This is a genomic window from Phaeodactylibacter sp. (genome assembly GCF_040219495.1).
In the GTDB taxonomy this organism is placed as follows: domain Bacteria; phylum Bacteroidota; class Bacteroidia; order Chitinophagales; family Saprospiraceae; genus Phaeodactylibacter.
The window spans coordinates 1-17785 of sequence record NZ_JAVJSK010000063.1 but is presented as its reverse complement, the minus strand read 5'-3'; the positions used below and the strand labels follow the sequence as shown (position 1 = coordinate 17785).

16 protein-coding genes are annotated in these 17785 nt (G+C 50.8%); 11 read left to right on the top strand and 5 right to left on the bottom strand.

The features are described 5' to 3' along the window. Positions 1–321 precede the first annotated feature (321 nt). A complete protein-coding gene (locus tag RIC19_RS09315; RefSeq protein ID WP_350178035.1) occupies positions 322–804 on the bottom strand; it encodes a hypothetical protein in 483 nt (160 codons plus the stop codon). 212 nt (positions 805–1016) lie between these two features. Between RIC19_RS09315 and recN the strand changes: the two genes are divergently transcribed. Both recN and RIC19_RS09305 read left to right on the top strand, forming a co-directional pair. Beyond that, positions 1017–2678 carry a DNA repair protein RecN gene (recN, locus tag RIC19_RS09310; RefSeq protein ID WP_350178034.1) on the top strand — a complete coding sequence of 554 codons (1662 nt, stop codon included), beginning with the start codon at positions 1017–1019 and terminating at the stop codon, positions 2676–2678. 79 nt (positions 2679–2757) lie between these two features. Next, the gene (locus RIC19_RS09305; RefSeq protein WP_350178033.1) at positions 2758–3561 is read left to right on the top strand and encodes an enoyl-ACP reductase FabI; all 804 of its coding nucleotides are present in this window, start codon (positions 2758–2760) and stop codon (positions 3559–3561) included. 75 nt (positions 3562–3636) lie between these two features. On the opposite strand, the gene RIC19_RS09300 is transcribed toward RIC19_RS09305, so the two are convergent. Next, positions 3637–4401, bottom strand: coding sequence for an SDR family oxidoreductase (locus tag RIC19_RS09300; protein WP_350178032.1), 765 nt, complete (start codon positions 4399–4401; stop codon positions 3637–3639). 360 nt (positions 4402–4761) lie between these two features. Here RIC19_RS09300 and RIC19_RS09295 point away from each other — a divergent pair, with 360 nt between their 5' ends. From RIC19_RS09295 to RIC19_RS09255, 9 genes are all read left to right on the top strand, one after another. Next, positions 4762–5205: an Hsp20/alpha crystallin family protein gene (locus RIC19_RS09295; protein ID WP_350178031.1), complete on the top strand. Its 444-nt coding sequence runs from the start codon at positions 4762–4764 to the stop codon at positions 5203–5205. 67 nt (positions 5206–5272) lie between these two features. Then, positions 5273–5704 (top strand): Hsp20/alpha crystallin family protein, encoded by a 432-nt coding sequence (locus RIC19_RS09290; RefSeq protein ID WP_350178030.1) that lies wholly within the window; start codon positions 5273–5275, stop codon positions 5702–5704. A gap of 195 nt (positions 5705–5899) precedes the next feature. After that, positions 5900–6697, top strand: coding sequence for an SDR family oxidoreductase (locus tag RIC19_RS09285; RefSeq protein WP_350178029.1), 798 nt, complete (start codon positions 5900–5902; stop codon positions 6695–6697). Between the two features lie 65 nt (positions 6698–6762). Next, positions 6763–7323: a tetratricopeptide repeat protein gene (locus RIC19_RS09280; protein WP_350178028.1), complete on the top strand. Its 561-nt coding sequence runs from the start codon at positions 6763–6765 to the stop codon at positions 7321–7323. 3 nt (positions 7324–7326) lie between these two features. Beyond that, positions 7327–8508 carry a thioredoxin family protein gene (locus RIC19_RS09275; protein WP_350178027.1) on the top strand — a complete coding sequence of 394 codons (1182 nt, stop codon included), beginning with the start codon at positions 7327–7329 and terminating at the stop codon, positions 8506–8508. A gap of 12 nt (positions 8509–8520) precedes the next feature. Then, the gene (locus tag RIC19_RS09270) at positions 8521–9684 is read left to right on the top strand and encodes a thioredoxin family protein (protein ID WP_350178026.1); all 1164 of its coding nucleotides are present in this window, start codon (positions 8521–8523) and stop codon (positions 9682–9684) included. A 129-nt stretch (positions 9685–9813) separates the two neighbouring features. Continuing rightward, entirely contained in the window at positions 9814–10872 is a 1059-nt protein-coding gene (gene thiL / locus RIC19_RS09265) for a thiamine-phosphate kinase (protein ID WP_350178025.1), read from the top strand. A gap of 13 nt (positions 10873–10885) precedes the next feature. Next, complete coding sequence (locus tag RIC19_RS09260; RefSeq protein ID WP_350178024.1) at positions 10886–11893, top strand: M28 family peptidase; 1008 nt, start codon at positions 10886–10888, stop codon at positions 11891–11893. Between the two features lie 517 nt (positions 11894–12410). Further along, positions 12411–13226, top strand: coding sequence for a hypothetical protein (locus tag RIC19_RS09255; RefSeq protein WP_350178023.1), 816 nt, complete (start codon positions 12411–12413; stop codon positions 13224–13226). A gap of 385 nt (positions 13227–13611) precedes the next feature. Here the strand turns inward: RIC19_RS09255 and RIC19_RS09250 are convergent, their stop codons facing one another. The 3 genes from RIC19_RS09250 to RIC19_RS09240 form a co-directional block, all read right to left on the bottom strand. Next, positions 13612–15417: an acyl-CoA dehydrogenase FadE gene (locus RIC19_RS09250; RefSeq protein ID WP_350178022.1), complete on the bottom strand. Its 1806-nt coding sequence runs from the start codon at positions 15415–15417 to the stop codon at positions 13612–13614. 371 nt (positions 15418–15788) lie between these two features. After that, a complete protein-coding gene (locus RIC19_RS09245) occupies positions 15789–17057 on the bottom strand; it encodes a prenyltransferase (protein ID WP_350178021.1) in 1269 nt (422 codons plus the stop codon). A 74-nt stretch (positions 17058–17131) separates the two neighbouring features. Beyond that, a complete protein-coding gene (locus RIC19_RS09240; RefSeq protein WP_350178020.1) occupies positions 17132–17614 on the bottom strand; it encodes a TspO/MBR family protein in 483 nt (160 codons plus the stop codon). Positions 17615–17785: the final 171 nt, after the last annotated feature.

Sequence of the window (17785 nt, the reverse complement as noted above, 5' to 3'; positions counted from 1 at the left end):
TTAGAGCATGTTTGGAGCGGTTTCGTCATGAAAATCAAGGATTTGTGGTTCTGGCAAAGTCACTAAATTTGAGTTTAGCGGGCTAAATGAAAAATTTAGTGAGGAAGTCAGAGCTTGCCCCGCATTTCTGCGGGGTTCATAAAGCGTTGATTTGCAATAGTAACGAGCTCCAAACATGCTCTAAGGCACTACTTTCGCCGGGCGTACTTGCCTTTGAAATGTAGCACACCGGGTGAATGTCCCAACACCGGCTTGGGTTCATGCACCAGATAAGACGCGTATCAGGTTTGCTCATGAAGCTTACCCCTCCATCATTCTCCCTTACTGCTTCACCGCCTCATAAATCCGCTCCGCCTCCTCCTGAGTTAAGGTGCTGGCCATACCAGCGGAGAAGATGATCTCCTGATCGCCCTGCAGGTGGATGTAGCGGAAGTTGTAGCTCAGGTTGTTGCTGTCGAGAGCCACTTCATAAAGGAAGCCGTTCTCTTCCTCGGTGACGATGCGGGAGAAGTAGCGGTTGGTCTTGACGGTCGAAAGCTGCTCCGCCTTGACGCGCGCCAGGTCACTAGTCGTCGCACTCGAAGCCATAATCTGCAGGTCGTAATTGCCTTCACCTTTGACCGTGACGTCTTTCATAAGCGTACCCATATTGCGGGCCTTGACTTTAGCACTGTCCGGAGCCATAATCGTAACAGGTACACCGTGCTGCATCAGGTCGGTTTCCACCAAATCTGAACTACCATCAGTTTGGCAACTCCAAAGCAAGGCAACAACAGAGAGAAGGGTAAATAGTAATTTTTTCATTATTCGGTTTCTTTTAGTTCGTATGTCGTGGATCAATCCGGGGCAAAATAACGTATTTGCTGACAAATTATTGAGCAACCACTTTGATAAGCGGCTGCAATTGACCAATTTCGGGCAACGGGTAGCAGCAGGACACCAAATGCCATCTTTTAACCGGGCTCCAGTAATCGGGAAAAGCCGTACCTTTGCCCTGCAAATTTTGAACATTCGCTATGATTGAGCGCCTTCACATCCGGAATTATGCCATCATTGAGGAGTTGACGATCGACTTTTCGAAGGGGCTCACTATCATTACTGGTGAAACCGGCGCCGGCAAGTCTATATTGCTGGGCGCACTGGGTCTGGTTATGGGCCGGCGTGCGGACATCAAGTCTCTCTATAATCTGGAATCCAAGTGTACCATTGAGGGCTTCTTTAACGTGGAAGCCTACGACCTGCGGAGCTTCTTTGATGAGCACGACCTGGACTTCGACCCGCAGGTGGTTATCCGGCGGGAAATTACGCCTTCCGGCAAATCCCGGGCGTTTGTCAATGATACACCGGTGACGCTCAACGTGCTGCAGGACCTGAGCTCTACCCTCATTGACCTGCATCAGCAGTTTGATAACCTGGATATCCATAAGATTTCCTTTCAGCTCCGCCTGCTGGATGCCCTTGCGGAGAACCGCCCACTGCTGGCAAAGTACCAGAAGCGCTTCTCGGCCTATCAGCAAGACCAAAAACAACTTCAAAGCCTTATCAGCCGGCAAAGGCAATCGGCTAAAGAACTTGAGTTTATCCAATTCCAGTTGGAAGAGTTCAATACAGCTGAGCTGATAGAGGGTGAGCAGGAAGAGCTGGAGGAAGAGCTGAGCCGGCTGACTAACGCCGAAGACATCAAGCGCACCCTGGCGGCTTCGTTTCAGCAGTTGTCTGAGAGCGAAGTCTCGGTGGTCGGGCAAATGGAAGAACTCACTCAGTCTATTAAGTCCGTCAGCAGCTTCGACCGGCGTATTGAAAGCTTGTATGGCCGTTTCAGTAGCCTGATGGAGGAATTGCGGGATATTGCCCAGGAGTTTGAGTCTATCGCTGATGAGACGGAGCACGACCCCGAGCGTACACAGGAGGTACAGGAGCGCCTCGATATGATCTACCGCCTGCAAAACAAGCATCAGGTGGCTTCTATTGATGAGCTGCTCGAGCTACAGGCAGACTTGCAAAAGCAGTTGGATGATATCGGTGACCTGAGCCAGGAAATCGAACGGCTGCAAAAGTCCACACAGCAACAACGCCAACAGCTCGAAGCGATGGCTGAAGAGCTCAGTACCCGCCGGCACAGTGTGGTGGGCAGTTTTGAGAATAAAGTCGAACAAATGCTGGGCCAGCTGTCTATGCCTCACGCCAAGCTCAAAGTCGACATTAGCCGTACCGAAGACCTCGAGCCTACTGGCTTCGACGAAGTCAACTTCCTCTTCGCAGCCAATAGGGGTGGGCGCCTGCAGTTGATCAAGGATGTGGCCTCGGGTGGTGAATTGTCCCGCCTGACCCTCGTGGTGAAATCCCTCGTGGCCAGCGCCATCCCGCTGCCTACGCTGATATTCGATGAGATCGATACGGGCATTTCCGGAGATGTAGCCCTGAAGATGGGCTCTATTTTGCGGCAGCTCAGCAATGAGCATCAAGTGGTGTCCATCACCCACTCCCCACAGATTGCCTCCAAGGCCAATGCTCACTACTTTGTGTACAAGAAAGAAAAGGAAGACCGTACCGTAACCGAGGTCCGGCCTTTGGAAATGGAAGGCCGGGTGTACGCTATTGCGACGATGCTCAGCCAAGACCCGCCCAGCGAGTCGGCCATCAATACGGCAAAAGAACTATTGCTGCAGAGCAACTGAATATCATCAAAACTTTGACCCGTCTCGTGCAGCACGAAATGGATCAAGCAAGGACATTAAAAAGTAGAAACCAAACGATATGAGTACCAACTTACTAGCAGGAAAGCGCGGCGTCATCTTCGGTGCGCTTGATGACAAATCAATCGCCTGGAAAGTAGCCGAGCGCTGCGTGGAAGAAGGCGCCACTATTACCCTGACCAACGCACCCGTTGCCCTGCGCATGGGCGGTATTCAGGAGTTGGGGGAAAAGCTGAACGCCGAAGTGATCCCAGCTGATGCCACAAGCGAGGAGGATCTGGAAAAGCTGTTTACTCAGTCTCAGGAAGTCTTGGGCGGCAAAATTGACTTTGTACTGCATGCCATCGGGATGTCGCTCAATGTGCGTAAAAAGCGCGAGTATACTGACCTGAAGTACGAGTGGATGCAAAAGACGCTGGACATCTCTGCCATTTCCTTCCACAAAGTGATGCAGCAGCTCTACAAGATGGATGCCATGAGTGATTGGGGCTCTATCCTCGCACTGAGCTACATCGCTGCACAGCGTACCTTCCCCGACTACAGCGAGATGGCAGAGTCCAAAGCCCTGCTCGAGTCTTTTGCCCGTAGCTTTGGCTACCACTTTGCAGAAAAGAACAAGGTGCGGGTGAATACCATTTCACAGTCTCCCACTGTTACAACAGCTGGCAGCGGCATCAAAGGCTTCCAGGAATTCTTCGATTATGCGGATAAAATGTCGCCTCTGGGCAATGCTTCTGCCGAGGCTTGCGCCGATTATTGCGTGACGATGTTCTCTGACCTCACTCGTATGGTGACGATGCAGAACCTCTACCACGATGGGGGCTTCTCCAATATGGGTATGAGCCCGAAGTTGTTGGAAGAGTAGAAAATAAGGACTAAAAATCTAAGATACAGAGGGCGGGCTTGCAGAAGCTTGCCCTTTTTTGATTGGGCAGGGCGTTTACACCTGCCACATATCGCCCCACAGGCGGGAGCCACCGTCTATATAAAGCGTCTCACCGGTCACGTAATCAGCGAGCGACAAGAAGAGGACCGCTTCTGCTACCTCCTCCACCTTGCCCAGGCGTTTCACGGGGATCGTATCGCTGACCTGCGCGACCATCTCAGGTGGGTAATTCTCCAGGCCTGAGCTCTTGATGATGCCTGGCGCCACCGAGTTGATACGCACATTGCGGTTGGCCCATTCCACCGCTAAAGATTTCGTTAGGTTGTCTACACCTGCCCGTGCGGCTCCGGTATGCGACATGCCCGGGAAGCCCCGGTAGTGGTCTACGATGATATTGACGATGCAGCCCGACTCCTGCGGCAGGAAGAAGGAGTTGGCCATCTCCTGCGTCATAAACCAAGTGCCGTTCAGATTGGTATTGATGACCGCCAGCCAGCCCTTCCGGGCAATCCCTTCCGCCGGCGATGGGAACTGCCCGCCCGCGTTGTTGATCAGCAGGTCTAGCTTGCCGCTTTGGTCCTTAATGTAGGTGGCTAGCTCATCGATTTTCTCAGGTTCCCGGATGTCCAGCGCAAAGTAGTGGCAGGTGCCCAGTTTGCTAAGCTCCGCTGCGGCTGCTTTTAGGGGCTCCTCCTTGCGGGAGGCGATGTATACCTCAGCACCGTAGTGTAGCAACTGCCGTGCAATTTCGTACCCAATGCCGCTCCTGCCGCCGGTCACTAATGCGGTCTTACCTTCAAAAATCTTGTCCTGAAACATATGGTCTATCTTTTTGCGGAGAGCAAGATAGGAAAATCAGTTCATTCAGATTTGCTTGGCGCCCTCTGTAAGCCCCCCTGCTGCCCCTCCGCGTGAAATCTCCCGCGCCCTTCCCATCCAGGAATATTGCACGCAAAGCCCGCAACGTTCCGGGAGATACGCCTTAATTGGCGTCCTCTGAGCGCTCCTTAATTAAGCTTTAACTGTCATTTTGTCACCACGTGTGAGCCAAAGGTGTCAAAGTGTCATTATTTTTTTTGACTCCCGGCAAGTTTGTCCGCTCATCCGGATTGGTATGCCAATTGCATATAGTGAAGTGTACTTTCAATCAGACCACTAACAAAAAAAAAGAATACGACCATGACACTTGTAACCGTTAAGCCAAACCGCACTACAGCACCATCGCTTTTCACCGACTTTGACCGTGTGATCAACGAAGTCTTTGGAGCCTCCCACCGCCCGGTAGCTAACCGCACCTTCAAGCCTGCGGTGAACGTTATCGAGCGTGAGGACAACTTTGTACTTCAAGTCGCTGCGCCAGGCCTGCAGAAGTCTGACTTCGAGATCGAACTCAATAAGGGCTTGCTCACCATCAAAGTTGAGAAAGACTACAATGCCGGCGAGGGCGAAAGCATCAAGCGGCAGGAGTTCGGTAACTACCGCTTCCAGCGTTCATTTCGCATTGGCAAACTCATTGATGCGGAAAAAGTGGACGCCACCTACGAGCAAGGCGTGCTCCTGATCAACCTTCCTAAAAAAGAAGAAGCGAAGCCCCGCCCGGCCCGTAAGGTAGAGGTTGCCTAACTGACATAGCTTTTACACAAAGCAGTGAATTTTAAAACCTGTTTTTTTGTTATAAAAACGAAACGCCATGAGAAACTTAGCGAATTACAACCCATTGGGAATCAACAAAGTACTTGAAAATTTCTTTGGTAACTCTATCACTGATTTCATGGGGGCTGACTTTACAATGGCACAGCCTTCCGTGAATGTTGTTGAAACCCATGAGCACTTCAGAATTGAGGTCGCTGCACCAGGCCTCGAAAGAGGAGACTTCGATATTCAGGTAGAAAATGATCACCTGATGATCAAAGCGGAGAAGGAGCATAAAGACGAGGTAAAAGAAGACAACTTCGTGCGCCGCGAATTCAATTATGCCTCTTTCAGCCGCAATTTCCAACTGCCTAAATCTGTAGACGGGGAAGGCATTGAAGCCAAATACGAAAACGGCGTACTGACCATTGAGTTGCCTAAGAAAGATGAAATCAAAGGCACACCTGTGAAGCGCATTGAGATCAGGTAATCACTCATTTAACGGGCAGTGAACTGCTTGTTAGGTATGAACTTCAGATAAGTTAATAGGGTTTTAGGTGTTTATTTTGGGAGCCGGTACATACAATTGTGCCGGCTTTTTTTTATCCTATCTTCCTGTTGGTATGTTATTGTTATGAACCAGACTTATCTTGCCAGTCAATTACCTGGTTAATCTAACCTGTCTATGTCAAAGATCATCCTCATTACTGGTGCAAGCTCGGGATTAGGGCAAGCGCTCGCTTACGAACTTAGCCGTCAGGGGCATACCGTATTCGGTACGAGCCGTTCCCCTAAAGGCGATCAGGGCAACATCCGAATGACTGCGATGGATGTGCAAAAGGAATCAAGCGTACAGGCTGCTGTTCAGCAGGTGGTGAGGGAAGCGGGGCGGCTTGATGTGGTAATCAATAACGCTGGAATTGGCATTGCCGGGCCCTTGGAGGAGAGTAAAATGGAGGAGATAGAGCAGGTCATGGATACCAATATTTTAGGCGTGATAAGGGTTTGCCGTGCCGTACTACCGATCATGCGGCAACAGGGGAAAGGGCAGATTTTTACGATTAGCTCCATAGGTGCACGGGTAGGGTTGCCTTACCGTAGCATTTATTGCGCCAGCAAAGCTGCGGTAGATCTGATTACGGAGTCTTTGCGCCTGGAGGTCCGGCGTTTTGGCATTCAGGTTACCGGAATCCACGCAGGGGATATTCAGACCAATATCAACGCCAACCGGATTAAGACCTACAACCCGGAGGGTGCCTATGCAGAGAGCTTTGCGCGCGCCTATCAGATCATCGATCAGGAAGTGGAAGAAGGTATGCCCGCTGAAGCCGTCGCCCAAACTATTGCGCGCCGCATCAACAGAGAGCCCCTTCATCCGTTTTATGCAGTAGGGAAGCCGCTGCAAAGACTCTCCCTGGTGCTCAAACGGCTGTTGCCAAACGTGTGGTTCGAACGCCTGATTGCCCGGTATTCCAAGGTTTGACCTTGGCTATGTGCGGTTTATTCCTTACTTTCAGAATACTTAAATCAATACCAAGTAACCCATTTATGAAAACCCTGCACTATTTAACCATCATCATTATCGCACTGGGGCTTGCTGCATGCGGAGACCCCGACCGCATGGCAGATGAAGATAAGTCCAAAGACCGGCTGTCTGAAGAAATTCTCGCGCTGGAAGGCACCCTCAAGAAGCAGATGGACAATCCAACGATTGATACGGCATCTGCAGTGAGCCTTATTGAAAAATCAGCACTTTACGCTGACCGGTTCCAGCAAGATTCTCTCGCGCCTCATTTCCTTTTTAAGTCGGCCGCAGTTGCCAGAGGTATCGGGCAGTACGAGAAAGCTGTAGATACCTGGGACCGTGTGGTTACGGTATACCCCGACTTCGAAAAAGTGCCGGAGTCCATCTTTTTCCAGGGCTTCACCTATGATAACGACTTGGAGAATATGCCGAAAGCCGAAGAAAAATACACTGTCTTTTTGCAGCAATTCCCCAAACACCCTATTGCCAAAGACGCTAAAATGCTGCTCGAAGTCGTTCAATCGGGTAAAACGGCTAATGAAGTGGTCAAAGAATTTCAGGAAAAAAATAAAGTAACGGAGTAAGTTATGAAGCGAAACCTAATCACTCAACTCTTTTTAGGCGCCTTGTTCTTGTTAGGTAGCGGGCATCAATTGTCTGCTCAGGGCATTGAATTTTACCATGGCTCCTGGGAAGACGCGCTGTTGAAAGCGGCACAGGAAGGCAAAATTATTTTCGTAGACGCCTATGCCGAATGGTGCGGCCCCTGCAAACGCATGGCGCGCGACGTTTTCCCCAAGGAGGAAGTCGGCACTTTCTTCAACCGCAACTTCATCAATATGAAAATTGACATGGAGAAAGGCATGGGGCTGGAGTTCCGTAAAAAATATCCGGTTTCTGCTTTTCCAACCTTGTTTTTCATCGATGCAGAAGGAGAAATCGTGCAAAAAGCCAAAGGTGCACAACAGGCTGAAGGGTTGGTCAAACTAGGGCAGACGGCCCTTTCCAAAGCGGACAATCTCGAGGAGTATCAGGCACAGTACGAATCAGGCGAACGTGACCCCGCCTTCCTGTACCGCTACGTCAAAGCGCTGAATAATGCCGGCGAGCCGAGCCTCAGGGTCGCTAACGAATACTTTGATACCGACCCCGACCTCGACGCTGAGGTCAACCTCAAGTTCTTATTTGAAGCCGCCACGGAAGCCGACTCCAAGCTATTTAATATGATGGCAGAACGGCGGGAGGCTATTGCTGCCCTGATGGGGGAAACCGCTGTCGCTGATCAGCTGCGCCGGGCTTGCAAGGCAACTCTTGAAAAAGCGCTGAAGTACGATAGTGAGATGTTGCTGGAAGAGGTCATCGGCAAAGCCAACGACCACCTTGGCGAAGGGGCTGAGTCTTTCGAGCTCGAAGCTCAAATGGCGTTTTATCAGTCCCGGGGGCAGGCTGATGACTACCGTAAGGCGGCGAAAAAATACGCTAAAAAGTGTATTGATGAAGACCCTGAGGCCCTGGCGGCCCTGGCCACGGATATGTCTAAGGCCTTCAAAAACGACAGCAAGGTGCTGGGCGAAGCGGAGGATGTCGCCGGGAAAGCTGCTGAGCAGACCACTAAATACCAACATGTGCTCGTCTATTCCAATATACTGCTGCTCAATGGGAACCGTACCGCGGCAATGGAAGCCGCGAACTGGGCCCTGCAAATGGCCGAAGGGGACAGCCCCCTGGCAGTGCGGGCAGTAGAGCACTACATCAAGCAAATTCAATAAACCATCATACCAATGAAGAAACTATCCATCGCCTTAGCTTTCATCGCTGCTTTTGCTATTGCTGGCTTTGCTCAGGAAGGCATTCAGTTTGAAGAAGGCAACTGGAAGAAAATACTCGCCAAGGCTGCTGACCAGGACCGCCTGATTTTTGTAGATGCCTACGCTACCTGGTGCGGCCCCTGCAAGATGATGGCCCGGGATGTGTTCACACAGGCCAAAGTGGGTGAATACTACAATGGCAATTTCGTTAATGCCAAAATTGATATGGAGAAAGGAGAGGGCGTGGGCCTGGCTCGTAAGTACAACGTGCGCGCATATCCTACCTTGCTTTTTGTCAACGCCAGCGGTGAGCTCGTACACCGGGCAGTGGGCTATCAGGATGCAGAAGCTTTTGTGCAGTTGGGCCGGGAAGCCCAGGACCCTTCCAGGCAGCTCGTTACTATGGAGCGGAAGTTTGAAGCAGGGGAGCGCGACCCTGCGTTTCTCAAAAACTATGCGATGGCTGCTGCGGGCGCTATGGCCGCCAATGCCAATGAAGTGGCCAGTGCATACCTGAGTGCTCAAAAAGACTGGACTGGCGAAACGGAAATGCAGTTGGTATTCCAGGCTGCCACGCAACTGGACGATCCCTACTTCCAGGAAATCACCAAGCGGCGGGAAGCCTACGAAACGCTGTTCAGTAAGCAGTATGTAAGCTCCAAATTACAGCGGGCCATCCTGCAGTCGCTCAGTGCCGAAGAAGGAGAGGGTCAGATGATGGAAAAGGCCGAAGCCCAGTTCAGGAAAGCTTTTCCTGATAACCCCGGGCCGGTATTCGCGAATTTCAAAATGAACTACTACCGTATCAATGACCCCATCGCCTATCCACAGGCTGCGGTAGACTACCTGCGGGATTACCCTTCTGAAGATGCCAATGAGCTCAATTCCATCGCCTGGTCTTTCTACGAAGGGGTGGATGATCAGAAGATGCTGAATGAAGCCCTGAAGTGGGCAAAGCGTTCGGTAGAAATTGAACCTTCCTTTTACAATAATGATACACTGGCTGCCTTGCATTACAAACTGGGCCAGAAGAAAGAAGCTAAAGCCGCCGCCAAAAAAGCCATAGAGCTGGCTAAAGCGGGTGGTGAAGACTACACCGAAACCCAGGAATTACTCAAGAAAATCGAGCAACTGTAAGTTACGGGCAGCAACAAAAGAGGGCAACTTCCTGTGCCAGGCAATGGTGTACAGGAAAGTTGTCCCTTCATTTCCGTCAAACTACCAAGTTTGGCCGTACCTTTGCGCGCCAAAAGAGAAAGTTTTATTATGGCCAACCAATCCAAGCCGCCCAAGCGCACTGATGTGAATACACTCGGAGAGTTCGGGCTTATTGACCATCTGACGCAGCGCTTTCCGCTGTACCATAAATCTTCTGTCAGGGGGATAGGCGATGACGCAGCCGTTATTGATCATCAGGATGCGCTGACCGTTGTATCTACCGACATGCTGGTGGAGGGCATCCACTTCGATTTGATGTACTCCCCCCTTAAGCACCTAGGCTATAAAGCCGTTGTGGTCAACCTCTCCGACATCTACGCCATGAATGCTGTCCCTCAGCAAATTACCGTATCGGTGGCTTTGTCCAACCGGTACTCCGTGGAGGCGATGGAAGAAATCTACGACGGTATCCGCACCGCTTGCGAAGTGTATAAGGTAGATCTTGTGGGCGGTGACACCACTTCCTCTCCCAAAGGGCTGGTGATCAGTGTGACGGCTATCGGGACGGGGCACAAAGAGCGCCTTACCTACCGCAACACCGCCAAAGTAGGGGATTTAATCTGCATTTCCGGCAACCTCGGTGCGGCCTATATGGGCCTGCAAATTCTGGAACGGGAGAAGCAGCTTTACTTATCTAACCCTGAGCTGCAGCCTAAACTGCAAGGGCACGACTACCTGCTGGAACGGCAGTTGAAACCGGAAGCCCGCAAAGATATCATCGAGGCTTTTGCCAAAGCCAACCTGGTGCCAACGGCCATGATCGATATTTCTGACGGGCTGGCTTCGGAGCTTTTCCATATCGCCAAACAATCGGGCGTTGGAGTCCTGATAGAAGAAAGTGGGGTACCTATCCATGAAGATGCACAATTCCAGGCCATAGATTTCAATATGGACCCGATCACGGTGGCGCTGAGCGGCGGGGAGGACTATGAGTTGCTCTTTACCGTTGACCCCAAAGACCTGGATAAAGTGAAGTACATGGCGGATATATACATTGCCGGGGAGATCGTCCCGGCAGCGGATGGGGTAAAGCTCAATTCCCAGGGGGGCAAGCTGCACGACATCACAGCACAAGGCTGGAAGCACTTCACCTCGCCCAATAACTAAGTTTTAAGCAAATATGATCATGCAAAGAGTGTCTATAGTCCTCGGGTTCAGCCTGTTGTTGCTGCTGAATAGCTGTAGCAGCGACGGAGGCAGCAGCGAAAGCATTCCGCCCCCGCCTCCAAAGGAAAAAGTCAGTGTTCCTAAATTTGAGCGCGATTCTGCCCTGTCCTACGTAGCGCAGCAAGTCGCTTTCGGCCCGCGTGTGCCCAATACCGAGGCGCACCGGCAAGCCAAAGCCTGGCTGGTGAAGCAGTTTAAAAGCTACGGCGCCAAGGTTACGGAGCAGGACTTTGAGGTCGAAGCCTACACCGGTGATATGCTGCAGGCTACCAATATCATTGCGCAGTTCAATCCGGGTGCTCAGAAACGCATCCTGCTCGCTGCCCACTGGGATACCCGCCCGTTCGCAGATTCCCCTATCAATGAGGAGCGCCGGGACGACCCCATTCTGGGTGCTGACGATGGCGGTAGTGGTGTTGCGGTTTTGCTTGAGATTGCCCGGCAGCTACAGGGCAGCCCCATTGAGATGGGGGTGGATATTGTGCTCTTTGATGCGGAAGACTATGGCGAAAGCGGCGGAGAAACCCCTGATACTTATGCCCTGGGGGCCCAATACTGGTCGCGCAACCCCCACGTCAGTGGGGCACAGAAGCCGAAGTACGGTATCCTCCTCGACATGGTAGGCGCGCAGGGCGCACGCTTCCCTAAAGAGTATTTCTCTATGCAATATGCGCCGCAGGTAGTCAATAAGGTATGGAAACTGGGCCAAAATATGGGCTACGGCAACTACTTCGTGAACGAACAGGGCGGAGCCATCACGGACGACCACTATTATGTCAATACTATCGCCCGTATCCCTATGATTGATATCATCAACCGTACAAAAGGTACGCAGACCGGCTTCGGCGAGCATTGGCATACGCACAATGACGATCTGGATATCATCGATAAGCGTACGCTCCGGGCGGTCGGACAAGTGGTGCTTGCCGTCATTTACCGGGAGGCGAACGGTCAATTTTAAGCGATACCACACGAGGGTCTTCACTAAGACTATGTTTGGAGCTTGGTCCTATTGAAAACCAAGGACTTATGAACCCCGCAGAAATGCGGGGCAGGCTCTGGCGTCATCTTTTTTAGCTTATTTGGCTCGCCAAACGCGCAAAAAAAGATTTAGCCAGAACCACAATTCCTTGATTTTCATGACGAAACCGCTCCAAACAAGCTCTAAGCCCCCGCCCGGCCCAAGTAGTCGGCGGGGGCTTGGTAATGGTATGAGCGGCGGTAAAAACAAAAAGCCTAATATTTCAAACTAATGTAGTTTTCCTAACAGCATTTGCGCGGAAAGGTATAATCAAAAAAATGATGTCTGTTTTAATAGATAGTAATTGGTTTTAAAATAAAATTTGTAATACTTTGAAAAACAAGTATTTGTATTCAAATAACCAATAGGTATCAAAAGGATGAAAATTATTTGTTTAAAAACTTGACAATTAAAAACATTTCTTGCATTTTTGTATACGTAATCAGATACGTAGCATATGGACTTGCCCATTTACATCAGCAAAAAAGGAACAAAAGTTGTAGCCGCCACCGAACTGCATCAGGCGCTGCAACTTACAGACCATCATTATGCCACCAATGTAAAACGGTGGATCACTGATGTCTACGAGTTCCGCGATAATATCCGCCGCCCTGAAAAGTTGCGCGATTTCGCCACCCGGAAGATAAAGGGCAATTCGATACTGAAGGATTACTACCTGACAGTAGAATTGGCAAAACTCATCTGCCTGGCCTCCAAGAGCAAGGTAAAGCTGAAGTACGCGAAGCTGTTGTCTTATACGGAGACCGAAGAGGCACAGGAAAACAGTGCGAAGCTCAACAAGGATGATGTAATGAAAGTACTGGAGCTGGCTAAAGTGATGAGCATGGTTTCCTGTCAGGATGCTGCAGAGAAAAGCCACCTGAAAGTTTACGAAGCCCGTAACGGCGGGCAGACCGCAAATTGGTGGAAATACCGGGCTGAAGTGCTGGGCTACTCTGCCACGGGGCTGAGGCGCAAACTCATGGCGATGGGCAAACCCACTCAGGGCAAAACACAGCGGCAGATGCTGCTGCAGCTCGATCCCTATGAGCCGATCCGTACCGCTGTGATCGATCAGTTTATGGCGATGGGGAAAACCAGAGCTTTTGCCTGCAGCATGGGCGACCTGGCCAAGCGTTTTGCTAAAGAGCTGCGCATTGAAGTGCAGGACGACCGGGAAGGAATGGCTTCACTCTTTGCACCACGTGCCAATGACCGGCTGATCCATGAAATTCGAAGTTTCGAGCCGAAAATATCGGCGATGACCGCTTGATACTACATGCTCTAATATACCGTATTGCCTGAATGGGCGCAATGAAGCACTATAAACAACTTGTTCGTTTTGTTTGACCCAATAAGCTCTTAGTCAAATCAATACCATTACCGCTGCTGATTTTTTAGCTGCTGGCAAATTCGTGGGGTGCATATCCAAAATATAAGTCCTCTAAATTCCACGATTACGCCGGTCAAGCGAAAGAAATGAGCCGTCAGATGCCCCGCCTCCGTTCCCATAGAGGTGGGGTGTTTTTTTGCCTCCGCGCGTAGATAGAGCACTTCCTCCCAGCAAGCTCTAAGCGAACCCGGAGCAGTTGTACACGAAAAAAGCCCCGGGCAAACGCCCGGAGCTTTCAACCTATCTAGCATTGTCTACAAAATTCTTAGAAACAGTAGCCGTTCGTCTCAATCATGCGGTCCGCAATCATGCGGCGGGCTTTCTTGACGTTGGTCGGCGTGTACTTGGTGAAGCGCTTCAGCCCCATCAGCATCGTGCGCAGGAGGTCACCTTCTGCGAAGGAAACCAAGGCATCGGTGCCGTTTTTGTGAATGCGGGCGGTGGCATCGGTCATGAAGACTTTCAGCATCGCCTCGTACATTTCCTGGGGCTGTTCCTTGCTATCCATACCGGCTAGTTTCTCCACTCGCATAAGCATGGATTCAGCGGTGAGGGTATCGAGCAACATGTCGGAGACATTCATGATGATCTCCTGCTCCTCCTTGAGGTTGAGCTCGCCGTCCATCTGCATTTTGGCAGCAGAGCCGGCAGTCATCAGCACCGCTTTCTTGAATTCCTTGATCGCTTTCTTCTCGGCAGCGTAGGCACCTTCGGGCTGATCAAAGGAAGGCATAGAAGCCAACTCTTTTTGTACTTCCCAGGCTGGGCCAACGATGTCGAGGTTGCCTTTGAGTGCCCGGCGGAACAGCATGTCAATAGAGAGCATGCGGTTGATTTCATTGGTGCCCTCGTAAATACGGTTGATGCGGGCATCACGGTAAGCGCGGGCAGCAGTGCCTTCTTCGGAGTAGCCCATGCCACCGTGGACCTGCAGGGTCTCATCGACTACGTAGTCCAAGACTTCTGACCCCAGCACTTTAAGCAGGGCGCACTCGATGGCGTACTCTTCCGCAGCCTGACGCTTGGCTTCTGCAAAACCCATACCTTCTGCAATAAGGGACTTGTTCTTTTCCTGCAGGAGGTGAGATACGCGGTACATCGCGCTCTCCGCTGCAAAAATCTGAATGGCCTGCTCGCCCAGCTTGTGCTTGATGGCACCGAAGTTGGCAATCGGCTGCTTGAACTGAATCCGCTCGTTAGCATACTTTACGGCAGTCTCAGCGCTTTTCTTAGCGCCGCCTACACAAAGGGCGCACAGCTTGAAGCGGCCAATATTCAGCGCATTGAAGGCAATGAGGTGCCCTTTGCCGATTTCACCCAGTACATTCTCTTTAGGCACTTTTACATTCTCGAAAAACACCTGACGGGTAGAAGAACCTTTGATGCCTAGTTTCTTCTCTTCTGCACCCAGGGTGAGCCCCTCTAAGTTGCGCTCCACAATGAAACCGGTAAACTTATCACCGTCAATCTGCGCAAAAACAATGAAAATATCCGCAAAGCCGGCATTGGAAATCCACATCTTCTGACCATTGATGATGTAGTGGCTACCGTCTTCGCTCAGGTCGGCGCGGGTCTTAGCGGCCAGGGCATCAGAACCTGAGCTGGGCTCAGTCAGACAATAGGCGGCTTTGAGCTCACCATTGATCAGGCGGGGCAGGTAAGTGGCTTTCTGCGACTCATCACCGAAGTAGAGGATTGGCAGCATACCAATACCCGTATGCGCAGCGTAAGAAACTGTGAATGCGGCAGCCGGCCCAAAAACATCACAGATCATGGTGTTGGTATTGGTGTCCAGCTGCATACCACCGTATTCTTCCGGCATATGGGAACCCAGCAAGCCCAGCTCCGCCATCTTCTCCAGTAGCTGTGGCGCCAACCCCTCTTCCTGTGCCTCAATGCGGTCGATGTTTGGCAGGATTTCGGTATTCAAAAAGTCCCGGACCGTATCCCGTATCATGAGTTGTTCCTCATTCATCTCTTCCGGGATGAAAGTATGCTCCGGTGAAGGCGTATCGCTAATCAGGAATTCGCCGCCCTGGAGTACGTCAATTTTGCTGAGCGTGTCTTGCATGGTTAAATCTTATTTTAGTAGCCTAATGCGTAGTTAAAGTTGCTTGTTGATTGGAGCCGTCCGTGCTCAGGGTCCGCTTTAGATCAGAAGGGCAAAAGCTATTTTACAAACACTAAAAACCCTGCCAGCGAATTTTCGCTACTAATTTAGGGGCTTCTGGTCAAAAAGTAAAGGAAGGGGGCAAAAATTTTGCGAATTTTCGCTAGAAAGGGGTCTGATGAAGGTTTTTTATGCCTCAGGCGATATGGCCAAAGCAAAATTGAGGGGTCAGCACCAGCCGCTCTAAGGCCAACAACCTTTGGTAATTCCCCATAAAAAAAGCCCCGGCACAAACGTACCGGGACTTTTCAGATCAAACCAAAACGTGTTTTTTATCCAATGATGAGTGCAATGACGGTCAGGAGACCTGTGAGGGCACTCAGTGCAATTGTGTTTTTGTTGGAAGTGACCAGTTCCCGGTCGCGATAGTGAACACGAATGTGCCGGAAAATCATCAGGCCAGCAGCAAGGGAAGCCACGCTTACCCCGATAAGCCAAGCGTTGGTATTTGGCAGCAACCAGACTATCGCCAGATTGGAGAGGAAAGCCATTAACAGAATAGCAAGATAGATGAAAGTGCTTTTTTCCTTACCAAAAGTAACGACAAGGTGGTTTTTACCGGTTTGCGCATCCGATTCGGCATCTGGAAACTCATTGATGAGCAGTATGTTTGCGGTGAGCAGCCCGACGGGCAAGCCGATTAGAAAGGCCATAGGCATGACCTGCTGCGTTACGACGTACACGACGCCCAGCGTAACCAGAGGGCCAAAGGCAAGCGAAATGCCTAATTCTCCCAAGCCGCGGCGGGCAACAAGGCGTACCGGTGGAGCGGTGTATAAATACCCAATTGCCAGTCCGGCAAGACCGATCCACAAGGTAGTTAATCCGGTCATCGCCGTAAGGTAAATTCCAATAACCGTTGCTACCGCAATAAGCGATAGCCCTAACCGCTTGGTGCCCTCAAGGGTGATCAGACCGAGCTCAATGGCCCGGCTGCCACCGGAAAATTGCAGAAAGTAGTCGTTGTTGGCGCCGTCTGTACCGTCTTTTACATCAAAGTAATCGTTCATGACGTTGCTGCCCAGGTGAAGCAGGGCGACTCCGATCACAGCCAGGCTGAAGAGCCACCAGTTGAATGTGCCCGGTGTGCCTAATGCGTAGTGGTAAGCATAGGCCCCACCAATAAAAGCGGGCATCAGCACTGCCGATAGAAAAGGCATGCGCGTAATCGCCAGCGCTTTGATAAGCTTGGTGGAGAACTTGATAGGCGGGTTGACTTCCTGCTCAATCTCTTTGGTTACACCGCAGTAGCCGGTCTGTCCATTTGCTTTGCCATTGGCAAAAGTAGGGGTCACGCGGATCTCAGCATTGAATGTGCTGCCGTCTTTACGTACAAATTTAGTCTGGGTTTCGTATTTGCCGTGCTTGCTGGCTTCTGCCAGCCACACGGGTACGTTTTGCAATACAATCTCGCCCGGAGAAAATGCGGAGACCCGTTCTACTCCAATCACCTCGTCAGCAGGATAACCGAACATCTGTTCTGCATCCTTATTGAAAGTCTCTATCCGACCCTCCATATCACAAGTGATGACACTTTTCATATCTCGTTTCGTTATTTTCAGTAATTATTGAAAGTATAACAACCATCTTTGACTTTGGTTTTACTTTTGCGTTGTTATGCATTCACAATTTGTGTGTAGACCTGATAGAGGTGGAAGTTATTGAAAGCAAAAACGACGGCACCTAAAAAGCAGGGGGCCATTAGCCAGCCAGCGGCTTTGTGATAGCGGTGAAATTGCAGAGCAGCTATACCGATTGTAAGAGTGAGGACGACCATGTTTACGAATGCAGCGAGGGGCGACTGCATCCCGAAGAAGAGCAGCGACCAGCTACTGCTGAAGAGCATCACCCCAACGTAGGCGAAGGCCGGCCAAAAGACTTCGTGCAGCGAGCGGCTTTTCCAAACCAGCCAGAAAGCGAAGCTTGTTGTGGCATATAATATGATTTCGGCCACATCGACTTGCTGAAAGGAGAAAGTCCATGCATTGGCCTGTACTTCATCGTACCAGTCCGGGATTTGAAAAAGGTTATTCAAGCCGAAAGCGCCGATGCTGAACAGCAGCACCGGAAACAGCTTTTCATACTTAGGCGTATCCATTGTTCTGATTTTCAGTTACTAAGAGCGTGTTGGGATTTTACACTTCGGGCTGCTCTTGCCAAATTTTGTCCTGCTCTTCGTTGTTCTTCGGTCACGTAGCTAAGGCTATGTTCCCTCATCACGCCTTAATCAGAACAAAATTTGGCTGCGTTCGCTCCAAAAGCAAAGTCC

Bases quoted from the DNA above. Each gene is read 5' to 3' on its own strand.
- RIC19_RS09275 (WP_350178027.1), top strand. From the start codon at position 7,327: ATGAAGCGAAACCTAATCACTCAACTCTTTTTAGGCGCCTTGTTCTTG.
- thiL (WP_350178025.1), top strand. From the start codon at position 9,814: ATGGCCAACCAATCCAAGCCGCCCAAGCGCACTGATGTGAATACACTC.
- RIC19_RS09295 (WP_350178031.1), top strand. From the start codon at position 4,762: ATGACACTTGTAACCGTTAAGCCAAACCGCACTACAGCACCATCGCTT.
- RIC19_RS09245 (WP_350178021.1), bottom strand. From the start codon at position 17,057: ATGAAAAGTGTCATCACTTGTGATATGGAGGGTCGGATAGAGACTTTC.
- RIC19_RS09280 (WP_350178028.1), top strand. From the start codon at position 6,763: ATGAAAACCCTGCACTATTTAACCATCATCATTATCGCACTGGGGCTT.
- RIC19_RS09285 (WP_350178029.1), top strand. From the start codon at position 5,900: ATGTCAAAGATCATCCTCATTACTGGTGCAAGCTCGGGATTAGGGCAA.
- RIC19_RS09315 (WP_350178035.1), bottom strand. From the start codon at position 804: ATGAAAAAATTACTATTTACCCTTCTCTCTGTTGTTGCCTTGCTTTGG.
- RIC19_RS09250 (WP_350178022.1), bottom strand. From the start codon at position 15,417: ATGCAAGACACGCTCAGCAAAATTGACGTACTCCAGGGCGGCGAATTC.
- RIC19_RS09270 (WP_350178026.1), top strand. From the start codon at position 8,521: ATGAAGAAACTATCCATCGCCTTAGCTTTCATCGCTGCTTTTGCTATT.
- RIC19_RS09240 (WP_350178020.1), bottom strand. From the start codon at position 17,614: ATGGATACGCCTAAGTATGAAAAGCTGTTTCCGGTGCTGCTGTTCAGC.
- recN (WP_350178034.1), top strand. From the start codon at position 1,017: ATGATTGAGCGCCTTCACATCCGGAATTATGCCATCATTGAGGAGTTG.
- RIC19_RS09290 (WP_350178030.1), top strand. From the start codon at position 5,273: ATGAGAAACTTAGCGAATTACAACCCATTGGGAATCAACAAAGTACTT.
- RIC19_RS09305 (WP_350178033.1), top strand. From the start codon at position 2,758: ATGAGTACCAACTTACTAGCAGGAAAGCGCGGCGTCATCTTCGGTGCG.
- RIC19_RS09255 (WP_350178023.1), top strand. From the start codon at position 12,411: ATGGACTTGCCCATTTACATCAGCAAAAAAGGAACAAAAGTTGTAGCC.
- RIC19_RS09260 (WP_350178024.1), top strand. From the start codon at position 10,886: ATGATCATGCAAAGAGTGTCTATAGTCCTCGGGTTCAGCCTGTTGTTG.
- RIC19_RS09300 (WP_350178032.1), bottom strand. From the start codon at position 4,401: ATGTTTCAGGACAAGATTTTTGAAGGTAAGACCGCATTAGTGACCGGC.